The organism is Bacillus sp. RAR_M1_44, from assembly GCF_020165935.1.
In the GTDB taxonomy this organism is placed as follows: domain Bacteria; phylum Bacillota; class Bacilli; order Bacillales; family Bacillaceae; genus Bacillus; species Bacillus altitudinis.
The window spans coordinates 366,368-382,244 of record NZ_JAIUKX010000003.1; the positions used below are offsets into that span (position 1 = coordinate 366,368).

Annotated in this window: 14 protein-coding genes; 1 reads left to right on the forward strand and 13 read right to left on the reverse strand. The window is 41.1% G+C overall.

Going from position 1 to position 15,877, the window contains the following annotated elements; all coding sequences use genetic code 11:
* Window positions 1-85 precede the first annotated feature (85 nt).
* The 10 genes from LCD34_RS17760 to LCD34_RS17805 all read right to left on the reverse strand — a co-directional run bounded on the left by LCD34_RS17760 (window position 86) and on the right by LCD34_RS17805 (window position 11,640).
* The gene (locus tag LCD34_RS17760; protein WP_039963354.1) at window positions 86-958 is read right to left on the reverse strand and encodes an NAD(P)-dependent oxidoreductase; all 873 of its coding nucleotides are present in this window, start codon (window positions 956-958) and stop codon (window positions 86-88) included.
* Between the two features lie 13 nt (window positions 959-971).
* The gene (locus LCD34_RS17765) at window positions 972-1,757 is read right to left on the reverse strand and encodes an SDR family oxidoreductase (RefSeq protein ID WP_017367137.1); all 786 of its coding nucleotides are present in this window, start codon (window positions 1,755-1,757) and stop codon (window positions 972-974) included.
* A gap of 76 nt (window positions 1,758-1,833) precedes the next feature.
* Window positions 1,834-3,795, reverse strand: a complete 1,962-nt coding sequence (locus tag LCD34_RS17770) for a methyl-accepting chemotaxis protein (protein WP_224559793.1) — start codon at window positions 3,793-3,795, stop codon at window positions 1,834-1,836.
* Window positions 3,796-3,910: 115 nt separating this feature from the next.
* Entirely contained in the window at window positions 3,911-4,939 is a 1,029-nt protein-coding gene (gene splB, locus LCD34_RS17775) for a spore photoproduct lyase (protein WP_007498710.1), read from the reverse strand.
* A gap of 80 nt (window positions 4,940-5,019) precedes the next feature.
* The gene (locus LCD34_RS17780) at window positions 5,020-5,247 is read right to left on the reverse strand and encodes a transcriptional regulator SplA domain-containing protein (RefSeq protein ID WP_008348056.1); all 228 of its coding nucleotides are present in this window, start codon (window positions 5,245-5,247) and stop codon (window positions 5,020-5,022) included.
* A gap of 113 nt (window positions 5,248-5,360) precedes the next feature.
* Window positions 5,361-7,079, reverse strand: coding sequence for a phosphoenolpyruvate--protein phosphotransferase (gene ptsP, locus LCD34_RS17785; RefSeq protein ID WP_206114309.1), 1,719 nt, complete (start codon window positions 7,077-7,079; stop codon window positions 5,361-5,363).
* Window positions 7,079-7,345, reverse strand: a complete 267-nt coding sequence (locus LCD34_RS17790; protein WP_003211078.1) for a phosphocarrier protein HPr — start codon at window positions 7,343-7,345, stop codon at window positions 7,079-7,081. Before LCD34_RS17790 ends, ptsP begins: the two co-directional genes overlap by 1 nt.
* Before the next feature lie 93 nt (window positions 7,346-7,438).
* The gene (gene ptsG, locus LCD34_RS17795; protein WP_224559794.1) at window positions 7,439-9,538 is read right to left on the reverse strand and encodes a glucose-specific PTS transporter subunit IIBC; all 2,100 of its coding nucleotides are present in this window, start codon (window positions 9,536-9,538) and stop codon (window positions 7,439-7,441) included.
* A 202-nt stretch (window positions 9,539-9,740) separates the two neighbouring features.
* The gene (gene glcT / locus LCD34_RS17800) at window positions 9,741-10,595 is read right to left on the reverse strand and encodes a glucose PTS transporter transcription antiterminator GlcT (protein WP_017359435.1); all 855 of its coding nucleotides are present in this window, start codon (window positions 10,593-10,595) and stop codon (window positions 9,741-9,743) included.
* 55 nt (window positions 10,596-10,650) lie between these two features.
* Window positions 10,651-11,640, reverse strand: a complete 990-nt coding sequence (locus tag LCD34_RS17805) for a LacI family DNA-binding transcriptional regulator (RefSeq protein WP_216099281.1) — start codon at window positions 11,638-11,640, stop codon at window positions 10,651-10,653.
* A 93-nt stretch (window positions 11,641-11,733) separates the two neighbouring features.
* On the opposite strand from LCD34_RS17805, the gene LCD34_RS17810 reads away from it, so the two are divergent.
* Window positions 11,734-11,877: a hypothetical protein gene (locus LCD34_RS17810; protein WP_008348070.1), complete on the forward strand. Its 144-nt coding sequence runs from the start codon at window positions 11,734-11,736 to the stop codon at window positions 11,875-11,877.
* A gap of 55 nt (window positions 11,878-11,932) precedes the next feature.
* On the opposite strand, the gene LCD34_RS17815 is transcribed toward LCD34_RS17810, so the two are convergent.
* The 3 genes from LCD34_RS17815 to stoA form a co-directional block, all read right to left on the reverse strand.
* A complete protein-coding gene (locus LCD34_RS17815) occupies window positions 11,933-13,027 on the reverse strand; it encodes a M24 family metallopeptidase (RefSeq protein WP_224559795.1) in 1,095 nt (364 codons plus the stop codon).
* Window positions 13,028-13,131: 104 nt separating this feature from the next.
* The gene (locus LCD34_RS17820) at window positions 13,132-15,051 is read right to left on the reverse strand and encodes a heavy metal translocating P-type ATPase (protein ID WP_224559796.1); all 1,920 of its coding nucleotides are present in this window, start codon (window positions 15,049-15,051) and stop codon (window positions 13,132-13,134) included.
* Window positions 15,052-15,346: 295 nt separating this feature from the next.
* Window positions 15,347-15,835 (reverse strand): endospore biogenesis thiol-disulfide oxidoreductase StoA, encoded by a 489-nt coding sequence (gene stoA, locus LCD34_RS17825; protein ID WP_017367131.1) that lies wholly within the window; start codon window positions 15,833-15,835, stop codon window positions 15,347-15,349.
* Window positions 15,836-15,877 lie beyond the last annotated feature (42 nt).

Genomic DNA, 15,877 nt, shown 5'->3' on the forward strand with positions numbered 1-15,877 from the left:
AGGTTTTTAGTTTGTCTTCTTTTTTCAGCCATGTGAGGGCTTGTTTACACGCTACAAACTGTTCCACCTAGGCGGGGCAGTTTTTTTATTTCACCCATAATTTATAGATGCTTTGTGTTCCGCTGTTTTCTTCGCCCTGTTCGCTGAGCTTTTCATATAATGACTTCGCTAGTGAAAGGCCTGGCATCTCTTCTCCCATCAGCTCTGCTTCTTCAAGTGCAATGCCCATATCCTTAATAAAATGCTTCACATAAAATCCTGGCTCGAAATCACCTTTCAGCATTCTTGGTGCAAGGTTTGACAAAGACCAGCTGCCGGCTGCTCCTGTTGTGATGCTTTTAAGTACCTGCTCTGGATCAAGTCCTGATTTTTCCGCATAAGCCATTGCCTCTGCCACACCTACCATCCCTGCTGCGATAGCAATTTGATTACACATTTTTGTATGCTGACCACTTCCTGCAGGTCCTTGATATTGAATATTTTCTCCCATTTGCTGAAATAGCGGCAGGCACGCTTCATAGGCTGCTTTTTCTCCACCAATCATAATGGCAAGCGTGCCATTTTTGGCTCCTACGTCTCCGCCAGAGACCGGCGCATCTAATGCAAATAGTCCTTTTTCCTTCGCTTTCGCTTCAATTTCTTTTGCCAGCTGAGGTTTCGATGTGGTCATATCAATGAGGTATGTACCAGGCGCAGCATGTGCCACGAGTCCATCTTCTCCTAAATAGACTTCTTCTACATCTGATGGATACCCGACCATTGTGATGACGGCATCTGCCTCCTTTGCGATCTCCTTTACGGTCGATTTCCAAAGAGCACCTTTTTGAATCAATGTGTCTGCCTTTGCTTTTGTTCTTGTATAAACGAGAACTTCGTAGCCAGCATTCATTAAATGCCCTGCCATACTACGTCCCATTACACCGATTCCAATAAAACCAACTGTTTTGATTTGTGCCATCAAGAATTCCTCCTTATAGAGACTTTGTCAATCCACCATCAATGATGAGGGTTTGACCTGTCATATATGTATTGGCTTCAGATAAAAGAAAAGCCGCATATGCTGCAAATTCCTCTGGCTGTCCGTAACGGCCCAGCGGAATCATACGTTCAGCTTGTGCTTTGATCTCTTCAACCGATTGTTGCTCCTCTTGTGCACGGTGTTTGTCTAACTGTTTCACGCGCTCTGTTTCAATTTTCCCAGGGGCTAAGGTATTGATCAAAATGCCATCTTTGGCAAGCTCCTGGGCAGCTGTTTTTGTCCAGCCGGTAATGGCCGGTCTAAATGTATTCGACAGCATCAAGCCTGGGATCGGTTCTTTGACCGACATAGATGCAATATTTAACACGCGTGCACCTTGTTTTTTTAAATACGGCAAGGCTTCTTTTAATAACCGAATATAGCTGAGTAAATGAAGCTGAAATGATTCCATCCAATCTTCATCTGTTAAGGTTTCAAGTGTTCCTGTTTGAGGACCGCCTGTATTGTTCACTAGTATATCAAGGCGTTTTTCATCACCTGCTGCTGCGACGACAAGCGCTTTAATTTGCTCGGCGTCAGATACATCACATACTTGATACGTCAGCTTCCCTTTTACAAGCGGGGATAATTCTTTGACCGCTTCTTGCAGCGTGTGCTCATGTCTTCCTGAGAGCATCACATCTGCTCCCTCTTTTGCAAGATGAAAGGCAATGGCTTTACCGATACCTTGACTGCTTGCTGCGACCAATGCTTTTTTTCCAGATAGATTAACATGCATGTTGGCACCCTCCTCTGTTCATATTTTATCATACAAAAAGAACCTTGCTCACATGGCAAGGTTCTTTTCTGCAAGATTATAGTTTAAACCGATTGACTGCCTGACGCAGTGCCTGACTTGATTCGTTCAACATTTCTGTTGATGTTTTCGTTCTTTCTAAAGCTTGTACTTGTTCGTCTGTGGAAGCATGTACTTCCTCAGCTGAAGCGGCGGATTCTTGTGAAATGGCCGCAATACTTTGAATGGAATCATTCATTTTCTGCTGTTCTTCAGTCATTTCATTGATTTGTGTATGAATGCTGTCAATGGAGCCGACAAGTGCCTGCATTTCCATTGTGATACTGCTGAGTGCCTCTCCTGTTGAATTGATGGCATCACCTTGTTCTTCATTCATTTTGCTTGCTGCTGTCATCGCTTCAGCTGCCTTTTTCGATTCATCTTGAATGAGTTTTACGGTTTCACTAATATGTTTCGTTGATTCTGCAGATTGTTCAGCCAGCTTTCTGACTTCTTCTGCAACAACAGCAAATCCTCTTCCGCTTTCTCCTGCTCTCGCTGCTTCAATACTTGCATTCAGTGCGAGTAAATTCGTTTGATCTGAGATTTCAGAGATCGCTGTTACGACGTTTTCAATATTTTTCGTTTTATGCTCAAGGTCAAGCAGCATTTGCTCTACCTTCTTCGATTCTTCATTCGCTTGTGTTGATTTTTGGACGAGCAGACCAAGAGCATCAAGTCCTCTATAGCTTGCATCTTCCGATGATTTTGAGTTGGTTTGCATTTGCGTGGCAAGCTCACCCATATGACGAACTTTTTCATACAAATGCTCTGATTTTTCATTAATGGTTTCCGCTTCTGATGCTTGTTTCGTCGCTCCTACAGCGACCTCTTGAATAGCCGTTGCAATCTGTTCACTAGACAGCAAGGTCTCGTTTGAAATTTGGGTCACTTCATCCGTTGATTTCACAACCTGATCTGAAGACTCTTTCACTTTTTCAATTAAGTCCCTGATACCTTCAGTCATTTGATTAAAGCTTTTCGTCAGGAAACCTATCTCATCCTGAGACTTCGACTCAAGCGAGCTGGTTAAATCACCTTCAGACACTTTACGAACATGCTCGATGAGGCGTTTAATTGGTGTTGTAATGCTTCTAGCCAATAAGTAGCTTAGAATCATGGCAAGTATAATGGCAATGACAGAAATAATGATACTTGTCTGATTCATTTGTTCAGTGATCCAAAGAAGTTTCTTTTTCTCGAAGCTCACACCGATCGTCCAGTTTGCCTCTTTGATTTTTGAGATGACGGTCAGCTGTTTATCATCATCAATCCCCGAGTTGTCGATCGCTGTTTTCACAGAAGCAACTTTTGAGATATTTTTTCCTTGCTCTGTTGGATGTGCCAAAATGGTCCCTGTGCCGTCAACTAAGAAAGCCGTTCCCATGTAAGGAATCTTTTGTTCATTTATAAAGGACTGAATGGAAACCAGTTTCAAGTCAAGTCCAGCGACACCGACTACTTTCCCATTTCGTACGATCGCCTTCGTGGCTGAAACGACCATTTCACTTGTTGCTTTATCAATGTACGGATCTGTCCATAGGACTTCGTCAGGCTTTTCAGCCGCTTGAATATACCAGTCTCGTTTAGACGGATCATACCCTTCACCAAAATCGGACTCCGGGAAAGCAAACATTTTACCATCACTTGTTCCTATATAGGCAAGCGAGATGAGTTCATCCTGCTCCTGCAATCCTTTTAATTCATCGTTTTCAAATGCCAATGTCTGCTTTGTTTGTTTCTGTGCAAATTCTTCAGTAAGTGTACTTGTTGCCAATTGGTTAATCGTATCACCGTAATTCTCAAGCTTTAGTGCTATGATGTCTCTCATACTTTCTGCCGTTGCTGATGTCGTTGTTTTCGCATCTCGTTCAATCAGTGGTCTTAATACTAAATTGGAACCCACTTGAACTGCGACAACGGTTAAAATTAAAATAACTGAGATGAAAACAGCTATTCTCACTTGAAGTTTCTTAAACATCTCATCACCCCTACATCCTACTTTCGCATCTTAATGTGTATATCGGCAAAATTGGTACCGCATTCAATAGTTGTAAGAAAATTTAAATAGAAAAAACAAGCCATAATGACTTGTTTTAAGTAAAATATTCAATTTTTGCAGACGGAAAGTACTGTTCGATATATGATTCTAATGTCTGTCTAAGTTCTTGTTCTTCATCTTTTTGATAGATATATTTTCCAATTCCATATCTACCCCACTTATATCTTCTCTTTTCTTCATCTAGTTCTAGTTTTGTTTTTGGATAGTTTTTTTGGATGACACGCTTCGCCGGTTTTGTAAAACGGTGCTGAATCATTTCAAAGGTGATATCTTGTCTCACTTCTTCAGGGAGAGCTGCATCAAGTTTTTCAAATAGGACTTTATAGCCCTCTTGCCACCCTTCATGAATGTAAATAGGGGCAATAATAAAGCCCAGTGGATAGCCTGCTTTTGCTACCTTTACAGCCGCTTCAATCCGCTGATCGAGTGGTGATGTTCCAGGTTCGAAATATTTAATGACATAATCGGCATTGATACTAAAGCGGAATCTTGTTCGCCCATTGTGTTTTGCGTCTAACAAATGGTCTACATGATGAAATTTCGTAACAAAGCGTAGTTTGCCAAGATCGGTTTGACCAAAGTATTCAATCGCTCGTTTGAGTGTGTGAGTCAAATGGTCAATTCCTACGATATCAGATGTACACGAAGCTTCAAATCGCGTGATATCAGGTGCACGCTCGTTCATGTACTGTTCAGCCTGATCTAAGATCTCTTCTACATTGACATATGTGCGAATGTACGGCTTACTCCCCATCGTCGTTTGCAGGTAGCAATAATGGCAATGCCCCATGCATCCTGTCGCGAACGGAATGGCATACTCTGCAGATGGTTTAGATGTATCAAATTTTAAGGTTTTTCTCACGCCGATAACGAGCGTCGACTTTGCATTACGGTACTTTTGCAAATCATTTTTCCCCGGAATATTTCTCACTTGGTTGTGTGAGGTTGTTTCTCTAATTTCAATTCCCATACCTTCAAACTTTTCTTTCAGCTCTTGTCCTAATGGGTACTCTAGCGCCCGAGGTTCAATATACACAAGCTGGGGAACGAACGGTTTGATCATAATTAGCACATCCTTACCTTATAGGTTCATACCGTTACTTTAACCTCTCAGGATGGCTTCTATCCTTTCTAAAATCTCCCTTATTCAAATAGATCTTGATAAAGGGCTTCTGCTTCTTCGTATGTTGGAAATACGGCATCATCAGGGGCTAATGGGTGATATGTTTCAAGTAGAAATAGCGCAAGCTCTTGTTCATTGTAAGGGTGTGAAACGATTTCCGCTTCTTTAATTTGTGCAACATTGGCTGCATGTGGATTTCGATAAATGACATATACTTGATCACCTGGCTTATAGTCAGAGAAAGACAAACTGGTCACCTCCATTTTTTATGTTAGGATGCCCTTCTCTGCAAGCGATATGACTGATTATGATAAAATTCGACAAAAAAACCAGACAGTTTGACCTGTCTGGTTTACATCACCTAGTTATGTTGAAACGTTTTTTTCACGAAATCAACCACTTCTTCAGTTGTACTCAGTGATAAGATATGCTCTTTAAATGATGCAGCTTCTTCCTTAGAAAGCTTGCTTAACTGCGTTCTTGCTGGAAGAATCGATGTTGCGCTCATTGAAAATTCATCTAATCCTAATCCAAGTAGGAGCGGGATTGCGATTTCATCTCCTGCCATCTCACCGCACATGCCAACCCATTTACCTTCTTTATGCGCTGCTTCAATCACAAGCGTTATGAGGCGTAAAATAGCTGGATTGTATGGCTGGTAAAGATAAGACACTCGTTCGTTCATTCGATCAGCAGCCATTGTGTATTGAATCAAATCATTTGTTCCAATACTGAAGAAATCTACTTCTTTTGCAAATTGATCTGCGATAACAGCTGTTGATGGAATTTCTACCATCATTCCGATTTCAATGGAATCAGATACTTCTGTACCAGCAGCAACCAATGCTTCTTTTTCTTCAAGTAAAATAGCTTTTGCTTCTCTAAATTCTGATAACGTCGCGATCATAGGGAACATGATTTTCAAGTTTCCATATGTACTTGCACGAAGTAACGCGCGTAGCTGTGTTCTGAAAATCTCCTGCTCTTCAAGGCAAAGGCGGATCGCTCTATAGCCAAGGAACGGGTTCATTTCTTTTGGAAGCTGCAAGTAAGGAAGTTCTTTATCGCCACCAATATCTAGTGTGCGGACAACCACTGCTTTGCCTTCCATCTTCTCTAAAACGGTTTTATACGCATCGAACTGCTCTTCTTCTGTTGGGAGCTGATCTCTGCCCATGTATAAAAATTCTGTACGGTACAATCCAACTGCTTCGCCGCCATTTTCAAGTACACCTTTCACATCTTCAGGTGTTCCAATATTCGCAGCTAACTCTACGTGAACGCCGTCTTTTGTGACCGTTGGTTGGTCAACAAGTTTCGCCCATTCCGCTTTTTGAGCTAAGTAGTCTTCATGCTTTTTTTGATACGCTTTCACTTCATCTTCAGAAGGCTGAATGATGACGTCTCCGCTAATACCATCAACAATGATCAGATCATTGTTTTTCACCGTTTTTGTTGCTTCTTTTGTTCCAACAACTGCTGGGATTTCCATTGATCTTGCCATAATCGCTGAGTGAGAAGTACGACCACCGATATCTGTCGCAAAACCTTTGACGAATTGTCTGTTCAGCTGGGCTGTATCAGAAGGTGTTAAATCTTCAGCAATGATAACGACTTCTTCAGAAATCATACTTGGGTTTGGAATGTCAACGCCTAGCAAATGACCAGTGACACGTTTTGTAACGTCGCGAATATCCGCTGCACGTTCTTTCATGTATTCATTGTCCATTGCTTCAAACATTGTAACAAACATTGTTGCTGTTTCTTTTAAAGCAAATTCAGCATTTACTTTATCCGATGTGATTTTATCCTTCACTGGGTTGAGCAGCTCTGGATCACTTAACACAAGAAGGTGTGCAGAAAAAATATCTGCTTTATCTTGGCCAAGTTCTTTTAGCGCATGTTCTTTAATTGCTTCAAGTTCTTGCTTTGAAACATGAATTGCTTCTTCAAAGCGTTTCACTTCTGTCTCTGGATCATTGATGTCTTTTTGGTGAACTGTTAAATCTGGTTCTTCTAGACGATATGCTTTTGCAATCGCAACGCCTGCTGAAGCACCGATTCCTTTCAGTTGTTGCATTACTCGCCTAGGCCTTCACTTTTCATTGTGTCTTTTAGCGCAGCAAGTGCATCATTTTCATCAGAACCAGAAGCAGAGATTGTGATTGTAGCACCTTTCGCAATTCCTAGAGACATTACACCCATAATAGATTTCAGGTTCACTGTTTTACCATTATATTCTAAGTTGATATCAGCATCATATTTACTAGCAGTTTGTACAAGAACTGTTGCAGGACGTGCGTGAATTCCAGAATCTGCAGTTACTTTGAATGTTTGTTGAGCCATTTTTATCAATCTCCTTTTTATACATTTCATACATCCACAATATTATATCATACTGCCGAGCTTGTCATCTAACAAGAACGGCAGTTATGAAAATTATTTTGAAATTTTCATGATGTTTTCTTGGCCAGCTTTGATTTCACCGGATTCTTGAAGGTCAATAAATTGTCCTTCACTTAAGTTTGTAAATACAATTGGTGTCATTAAAGATGGTACTTCTGACTTAATTTTATCAATATCAACCTCTAAAAGTTTTTGACCGATTTCTACTTGCTCTCCCTCTTGTACAAATGCTTCAAATCCTTCTCCTTTGAGGCTGACTGTATCAATCCCGAAGTGAATCAAGATTTCAAGTCCACCATCAGACTGGAGGCCGATGGCGTGTTTTGTTGGGAACACATTTAAGATTTTTCCTCTTACTGGTGAAACCACTGTTCCCTCTTTTGGCAAGATAGCAAAACCGTCACCCATCATTTTCCCTGAGAATACTTGATCTGGCACATCTGTAATTGGATGCAGCTCCCCTGTAATTGGTGAAGCAAACATTTCTTCCCCTTGTTCGTTTTGAAGCGGTTTTGCAATGACTTCTTCAACCTGCTGGCTAACTTCTTCTTTTGCAGAAGGGTCTTTCGCTGGTCGAGGTGTGCGCCCTGCAATAATGTCTTGCATTTGTGTTTTTAAATTATCAGAGCGTGGACCAAAGATGGCCTGGATGTTATTTCCTACTTCAAGGACACCTGAAGCGCCAAGCTTTTTCAAGCGGTCTTTATCCACTTTTTTCTGATCATTTACAGTGACACGTAAACGCGTAATACAAGCATCTAGGTGTTTAATGTTTTCTTGGTCACCCATTGCTTCAAGAATTTCATAAGGTAAGTCATCGCCTTTTCCAGATTGAGTGCTGCTTGCACCGTCAGCTGCTTCATCTTCTCGTCCTGGCGTTTTCAAATTAAACTTGCGAATCGCAAATCTGAATCCGAAGTAGTAAATGACAGCCAGTACGAGACCGACTGGAATGACAAGCCACCAAGCGGTTCTATTCGGCAGGATACCAAATAGGAAGAAGTCGATTAACCCTCCTGAGAAGGTCATCCCGATTTTCACGTTTAGAATATCCATTATCATAAAGGATAATCCAGCAAATACACAGTGAATCGCAAATAATATCGGTGCAACAAACAAGAATGAGAATTCAAGCGGTTCAGTGATCCCTGTTAGGAAAGAAGTAAGGGCCGCTGACCCCATAATTCCTGCTACAAGTTTTTTATTCTTAGGTTTTGCTTCATGGTAAATCGCAAGTGCTGCTGCTGGAAGTCCAAACATCATGAACGGATATTTCCCTGTCATGAATGTACCGGCTGTCAGCTGAACACCATCTTTGATTTGCGCCATGAAAATACGCTGGTCACCACGGATAATATCTCCTGATAAGCTCTTATAGCTAAAAAATTCATACCAGAATGGTGCGTAGAATATGTGGTGTAGACCAAACGGAATTAATGAGCGTTCAATGACACCGAATACAAAGGCAGCTAGCGGCTCATTCGCTGCAAGCAGTCCAGTTGAAAATGAGTTCAATGCACCTTGGATTGGCGGCCAAATGACGAGCATCAAAAGCCCTAAAATAAGTGCTGAAATCGACGTAACGATTGGAACAAAACGCTTACCAGCAAAGAAGCCAAGATATTGCGGGAGCTCAATTTTGTAAAATTTATTAAACATATAAGCCGCTAATACCCCGACAATAATCCCGCCAAACACGCCGGTAGACAAGGTCGGTATGCCGAGCATATTCACATATGCTGGATGACTTTCCTTAAAGAACTTAGCCAATTTGATTGAATCGGATGGAATGGAACCGTTGGCCATTAATACGGCACTCATCGTTACGTTCATGACAAGGTAACCGATGATCGCGGCAATCCCTGCCACACCGTCTCCATTGGCAAGACCGATGGCAACCCCTACAGCAAATAGGAGCGGAAGATTCGAGAAGACAATATTCCCCGCATTCTCCATAACACTAGCAACAAGCTGAATTGTATCATTGCTTAAAAATTGAGCGACATCAATCAGCTGCGGATTTTGCATCGCATTTCCGAGTGCTAGTAAAATACCAGCAGCAGGAAGGATCGCAACTGGAAGCATAAGTGCTCGTCCAATTTTTTGCAACACACCAAAAAGTGATTTAAACACTGGTTGAACCTCCTTTTGTTTTCGCTTACAACATACATTTCAATCACATATTGACGTACATTTCATAATTAACCGTTTACATTTCACTTTCAGAACACAAAAAAGGCATGGTGATATAAGGTTGCGCAAATAACAGGATCTTATCCTGTATTTACCTTAAGTCACTCATGCCTGATCGAATCAGTTACACGTTTCAAGGAAACTATGAAATTTTATTCGTCAATCTGTACAGGTGTAGTGTCAAGTAGACAGCTTCGGCATCTTGTACAGGCTTTTTCAATGCATGTTGCAAAATTTTGATCATTTTCCAAGCAGTATTGTAGCATAAAGGATATTCATTTTTCAATAGATGAAGCAACTTTTCTGGCTCCTCTAATGATTCTTCCCGTTTAATACGCTCAATCGAAAACGTAATATGGCGCAGTAAGCGTAAATAATGAATACTTTCTCTATCTACTTTCATATGAAATGCATCTTCTATGACTTGGACCATTTGTGTCATGAGCTGCGAATGACGGTTGACCTCGGATAAAGGCCGGTTCGTTAAAGCAGAGTGAATGTGGAGCGCAATAAACCCAATTTCTCCTTCGGGCAGCTTCGTTTCAACATCTGGCCGCGCATTTATCAGTTCCACGACTTCCTTTGCGACCTCGTATTCTTTCGGGTATAAGGATTTCGTTTCAAGCATAAAAGGATTGGTGATATCATAGCCTTGCTTAACTCGTTTAAAACTAAAGGCAATATGATCTGTCAGTGCAATATGAATATGCTCATTTAAACGATGCCCCATTTTTTCTCGTATATGATAAATGACGTCATTGGCAAGCTCAATCATGTCCTCATTAATGTGGTGCAGCAATTGTTTGTATTCTGTTTGCTCTTTTGTATTCTTTAACACAAACATTTTCTCAAATGCCGCTTGATCGAGAACGTCACCCGATTTTTTCCCAAAGCCGATCCCTTTATCAATCAGGACCACTTCACCTAAAGAAGGGTGTTTTGCGATGATGACATTATTATTTAACGCTTTATCAACGGTGAAGGATTCCATGAACATCCCCACCTCCTTCTTATTCAATCCTTCTTATCGTACAAAACAGATGAAACGTGCGTCAACGATTGTTTTTCAAAATAGTCGTTGTGCGCTCAACGAGTCGATATGACAGCACTCTTTTTTCTGGTGCCTCACCTTGTAATGCTTGCTTGAACAAGTCAAATGCTTCCTGCCCCATTTGTTTAAGAGGAATGTCTATACTAGAAATCCCCAATGCTTCACTCAATTGATCGTTTTGAAAGCCAAGTATGGCTGGTGATTCTCCAACGTTTATTTGGTGACGCTGTGCTTCTAGTAAAAAACCTGCTGAGACATCATCGTTCGTAATCAATAAGGCTGTCGGACGATTTTTCATCTCTTTCCATTCTCTAAATAATTGCTTGCCATCAAAAATGGTCAGTTTTCCTTCAATGATCCATTCATCATCAATGTCCTGCCCAAGCGACCGCATCATTTCTTGATAAGTCTGAATGCGAACTTGGCTATTCTCCCCTTCTGTTCTAGCAAGAACGATTGCGATTCGCTCATGACCGCATGCCGCTAAGTGTTCAAGCCCTTCCTTAAAAGCCTGATCATGCGCAATCGATACCGATGAACATGGATCATGCGGAGTAGGATGACAAAAGATAATAGGACCAGATTCCTGCCACTTTAAAATGTCTCGATCACTTAACGCATTTGAGCAAAAGATTAAACCATCCACACGTTGCTCTTTTAAGCTCATTAATGCTTCTTTTTCCTTTACTGGGTCATATCCTGTTTGAAACAAGGCAAAATGCATTCCGCACTCCTGTGCTTTCTCTGCAATCCCTGTGACAATTCCGCTGAAATAGGAGTGATCAATTGTCGGAAGTACAATTCCAAGCATATTGGAATAGCCCTTTGCTAAATGCACTGCCTGAATATTCCGTGTATATTTGAGCTCTTTCATCGCACTAAGTACGCGCTCTCGCTTTTCTTCTTTGACATAAGGATGATCATTCATCACTCGTGATACGGTGGTAACAGATACACCCGCTCTTTTCGCAATATCCCTTATGTTAGGCATTTTTTCTCCTACTTTCTCTTGATATGGTAAGCGTTTCATACTTTAAGATGTATGTGAGCTGAACAAATCACTGGGTGGAAAGGGGAATTCAAGATGGGTATTATCATATGGATCATATTATGTTTGACTATTTTGTTTTCTGCTCGATTCGCACTACATCCTTTAGGAAAAGAACATAAAATCAAGCCGTTTCAATCAATTGATGATTTCTTTGTTGATAAGGATCGCAAAGAGTGACAAAAAAATCACGATGACGCTCCCAATACTTGGACGTTCATCGTGATTTTTTTCATTACTTGATGATCGTCAACTCTTTTGGATAATTGGTTAAGGTGACTGGGCCATCTTTTGTAATGAGAACATCGTCTTCAATTCTAACCCCGCCGACTCCTGGTACATAAATACCCGGCTCGATCGTATAGACCATCCCTTCTTTTAGAAGGTCATCATTTGCTTGACTCATAGAAGGGAACTCATGAACAGAAACCCCGAGTCCATGCCCTAGACGATGCGGGAAGTATTCGCCATATCCTGCTTCTGTGATCAGCCCTCTTGCTTTTAAGTCAAGGTCACCAATTCTCACACCCGGCTGGCTCATATCAAGTGCTGCCAATTCGGCTTTCAAGACGGTGTTGTAAATATCCTTTTGTTGTTCAGACGCTTCTTGATAGATGAAGGTTCTTGTAATATCTGAACAATAGCCATCCACAATCACGCCAAGGTCAAATAAAACAAAATCACCTTTTTTCAAGGCTGCCTGTCCCGGATTTCCATGAGGTTCTCCTGATTTTTCTCCGAATAGTACCATGGTTGAAAAGGACATGCCCTGAATGCCTTTTTTCTTCAGTTCATATTCGATGACAGCAAGAACTTCGGTTTCCGTCACCCCTTCTTTTAGGGCATGAACCCCAATTTTGACGCCTTCGTCTGCCAATTGAGCAGCTTTTTTCAATGTTTCAATTTCAGCTTCGTCTTTAATTAGTCTTAGCTGATTGAGCACATCTTCTGCCCGGACGAATGTTTCTGCCCCAGTGACAGCTTGAAGCTGCTCTGCTCTTTGCAAAGGAATGGATTCTTTTTCAATCGCTAGGCGAGTCGCTTTTACTTCTCGTTTTTCTAGTGCCTTTTGTATGAAATCAAAGGGGTTTTCATGGTCTTCATATCCAATGAGATCTCCAGCCCATCCCGCATTTTTTGCTTGCTCAACTTCCATCTTAGGCAAAATGAAAAATGGATCTGCTTCCTGAAAAACAAACAGCCCCATCACTCTTTCATGCGGCTCTGTGAAGTATCCAGATAGATAGAATACATTCTCCTTTGTATGTATAAATGCACCTTGAATGTCTTTTTTCTTAAGCCAAGAAGACAAGTTTTTCATTCGATTCATCGTGATCCTCCTCACACGTTTGACTACTGATCTATTGTATCAGTTTTCACTGTATTTCGCACAAAAGCGCACTGACCTAAAGCCAGTGCGCTTTTGTGATTTGCTTAAGAAGCACGAAGCAAACGAAGTCCGTTTAAAATAACCAAAATCGTACTGCCTTCATGCCCAATGACACCAAAAGGTAAATCAAGAACTTGTAAGAAATTCGCACAGATTAAGAGACAAATAACAGTTAATGAAAAGATGATGTTTTGTTTAATGATTCGGTTCATCTTTCTTGAAAGACGGATCATCTTTGTCAGATTGTTTAAGTTATTTTTCATTAAAATGAGGTCTGCTGTTTCTAAAGCAACATCTGTGCCTCCGCCCATTGCGACGCCAACATCTGCTGTGGCGAGTGCAGGTGCATCATTGATTCCATCTCCGACCATAATGATCGAATCACCTTGTTTTTTCAGTTGATTGACTTCGTGTACCTTTTCATCTGGAAGACATTCAGCGACAACGGTTTGGATGCCTGCTTCCTCTGCAATCGCTTCAGCTGTTTTTTGCTGATCCCCTGTGAGCATGACGGTTTGGATGCCTAAATCATTCAGCTCCTGAATCATTTTTTTGGCTTCAGGTCTGATTTGATCCTTCAAACCGAGACAGCCGACGACTTCTTGATTTTTTTGAACATAGACAACTGTATATCCTTTGGATGAAAGAACATCACCATTCTCTTCAATGTCACGATCCATTGAAGCTTTTCCGGCAAAATCTTTCTTCCCAATCCGCCATGTGTCCTCATTTAATTGTGCTTCCACACCAAAACCTGATGTTTCTTCAATGGTTATGTGGGCTGCCCGATCTGTATGATGCTCTTTTGCCATATCAGAAATGGCTTTAGCTAATGGATGGTTTGACTGACTTTCAATTTGATAGAGCGCTTGATAAAAGGTCGATTCATCTTGCCCTTTTGCCAAGACCACTTTTTCAACAGCTGGTTTTCCACTTGTAATCGTACCCGTTTTATCAAATGCAATCATCGTACTTGTGCCCAGTTTTTCTAAAAAGACACTTCCTTTTACAAGCATACCGTTTCTTGCACCGTTTGAGATGAGTGAAAGAGCTGCTGGCATAATTGAGGCAACAAGTGCACAAGGCGAGGCAACCACCATAAACACCATCGCACGGTAAAACGTTTCACTCATGCTCCAGCCAAGTACAAAATGAGGTAGGAACATTAAAATCGCTACAGTGATGAGCACACCTTTTACATATGCACCTTCAAATTTTTCAATAAACGCTTGGCTTGGCGATACACTTTCTTGTGCAGATTCCACCAGCTTAATGATTTTATGAAAAAGTGTTTCTTCATTATGTTTTGTTACTTCTACTGTTAATGAACCATTTAAATTCACTGTTCCTGCAAACACATCTTCCCCTTGCCCTTTTTCCTGAGGCACCGATTCACCCGTTAAGGCAGATTCGTCTACACTTGTTCTTCCGCTCATAATCACACCATCTGCTGCAATTCGTTCGCCCGCTTTGATTAAAATACGGTCGCCTGGCGTAAGTGAAGAAGCAGCGGTTTGGATGGTGGTGCCATCTTCTTCAATTAAAGTGGCTTCATCTGGAGCGATACTCATTAGGGCCGTTAAGTCTTTTTTACTTTTATTTGACGTATACGTTTCTAGCGCACCGCTGAGCGAAAAAATAAAAATTAAAATGGCGCCCTCTGCCCAGTAGCCAATGATCGCTGAGCCTATCGCAGCAAATATCATTAAAAGTTCTACATTTAATGTCTTGGATGAAATGGTCTCTTCAATTCCTTCCTTTGCCTTTGCAAAACCACCAATAACAAAAGCAAGAATGAAAAGAGGAATACTCCACATCGTTTCGTCCTTTAGAAACCATCCAATCAAGATGAGAATCCCCGAAATGCCTGCTGCGATTAATTCTCCGTGCTGTGCCCATTTTTGAAAGAGCGAGTTAGATCCCTTTTGATCTGTCGTTTGATAAAGTGCTGTATTCTCATTCATGATTACTTTCTCCTCTCTAATTGATAATGATTTTCACATTATCAATCGTTGCCCGTTCCGTTTATCATCTATATTTTCTGCTATTTCAAGCTTTTTATAGGTCTGTAACTCATTATAACAGGTTCTGATCAATTTTCAATTAATAATTATTATAATTTCTTTTTGATAATAATTATCATTATTAGCACCCGACATTTCTTCCTCTTTCTGAGCACATTTTATTCATCTGAAAGGTATTTGAACACAAAAAAGAACCAACGGATCGACCATTGGTTCTTTACAGAAAGCTTGTGTTCTATGAATTTGTCCACTCTTTGATTTGTTTTTTCGTCAGCGGACCTACATGGTTTTTGACCACTTCACCCTTTTCATTGATGAAAAAGGTCGTCGGGATCGTCATAATTTGGTATTTCTTCATCATTTCGCCGTGCTCATCGAGAACGATCGGAAATGTGAACTTTCTGTCTTTCACAAATTGGGCAACTGCATGCTTGCTTTGCTCAGCACCAAGTAAATTCACAGTCAGTATGTCTACATCACTTTGATTTTCTTTCACAATCTGTTCAAAGGCTGGAAGCTCCATTTTGCAGGATGGGCACCACGTTGTCCAAAAATGCAGAATGGTCCGCTTCCCTTTCACCGGGATCACCTGCGTTTCACCTGTTAATGTAGGAGCTTCTATCCTCGGCGCCATGACAGGCTCTTTTGCTTCAGCCTCTATGTTCATCAGAAATAAAAGAAGGGTCATCATGAGAAGACTGGCGGGTAGATATTTACGATTCATCAGCATCTTCCTTCCTGATTTTCCTATAGCTTGCCCGCTAGA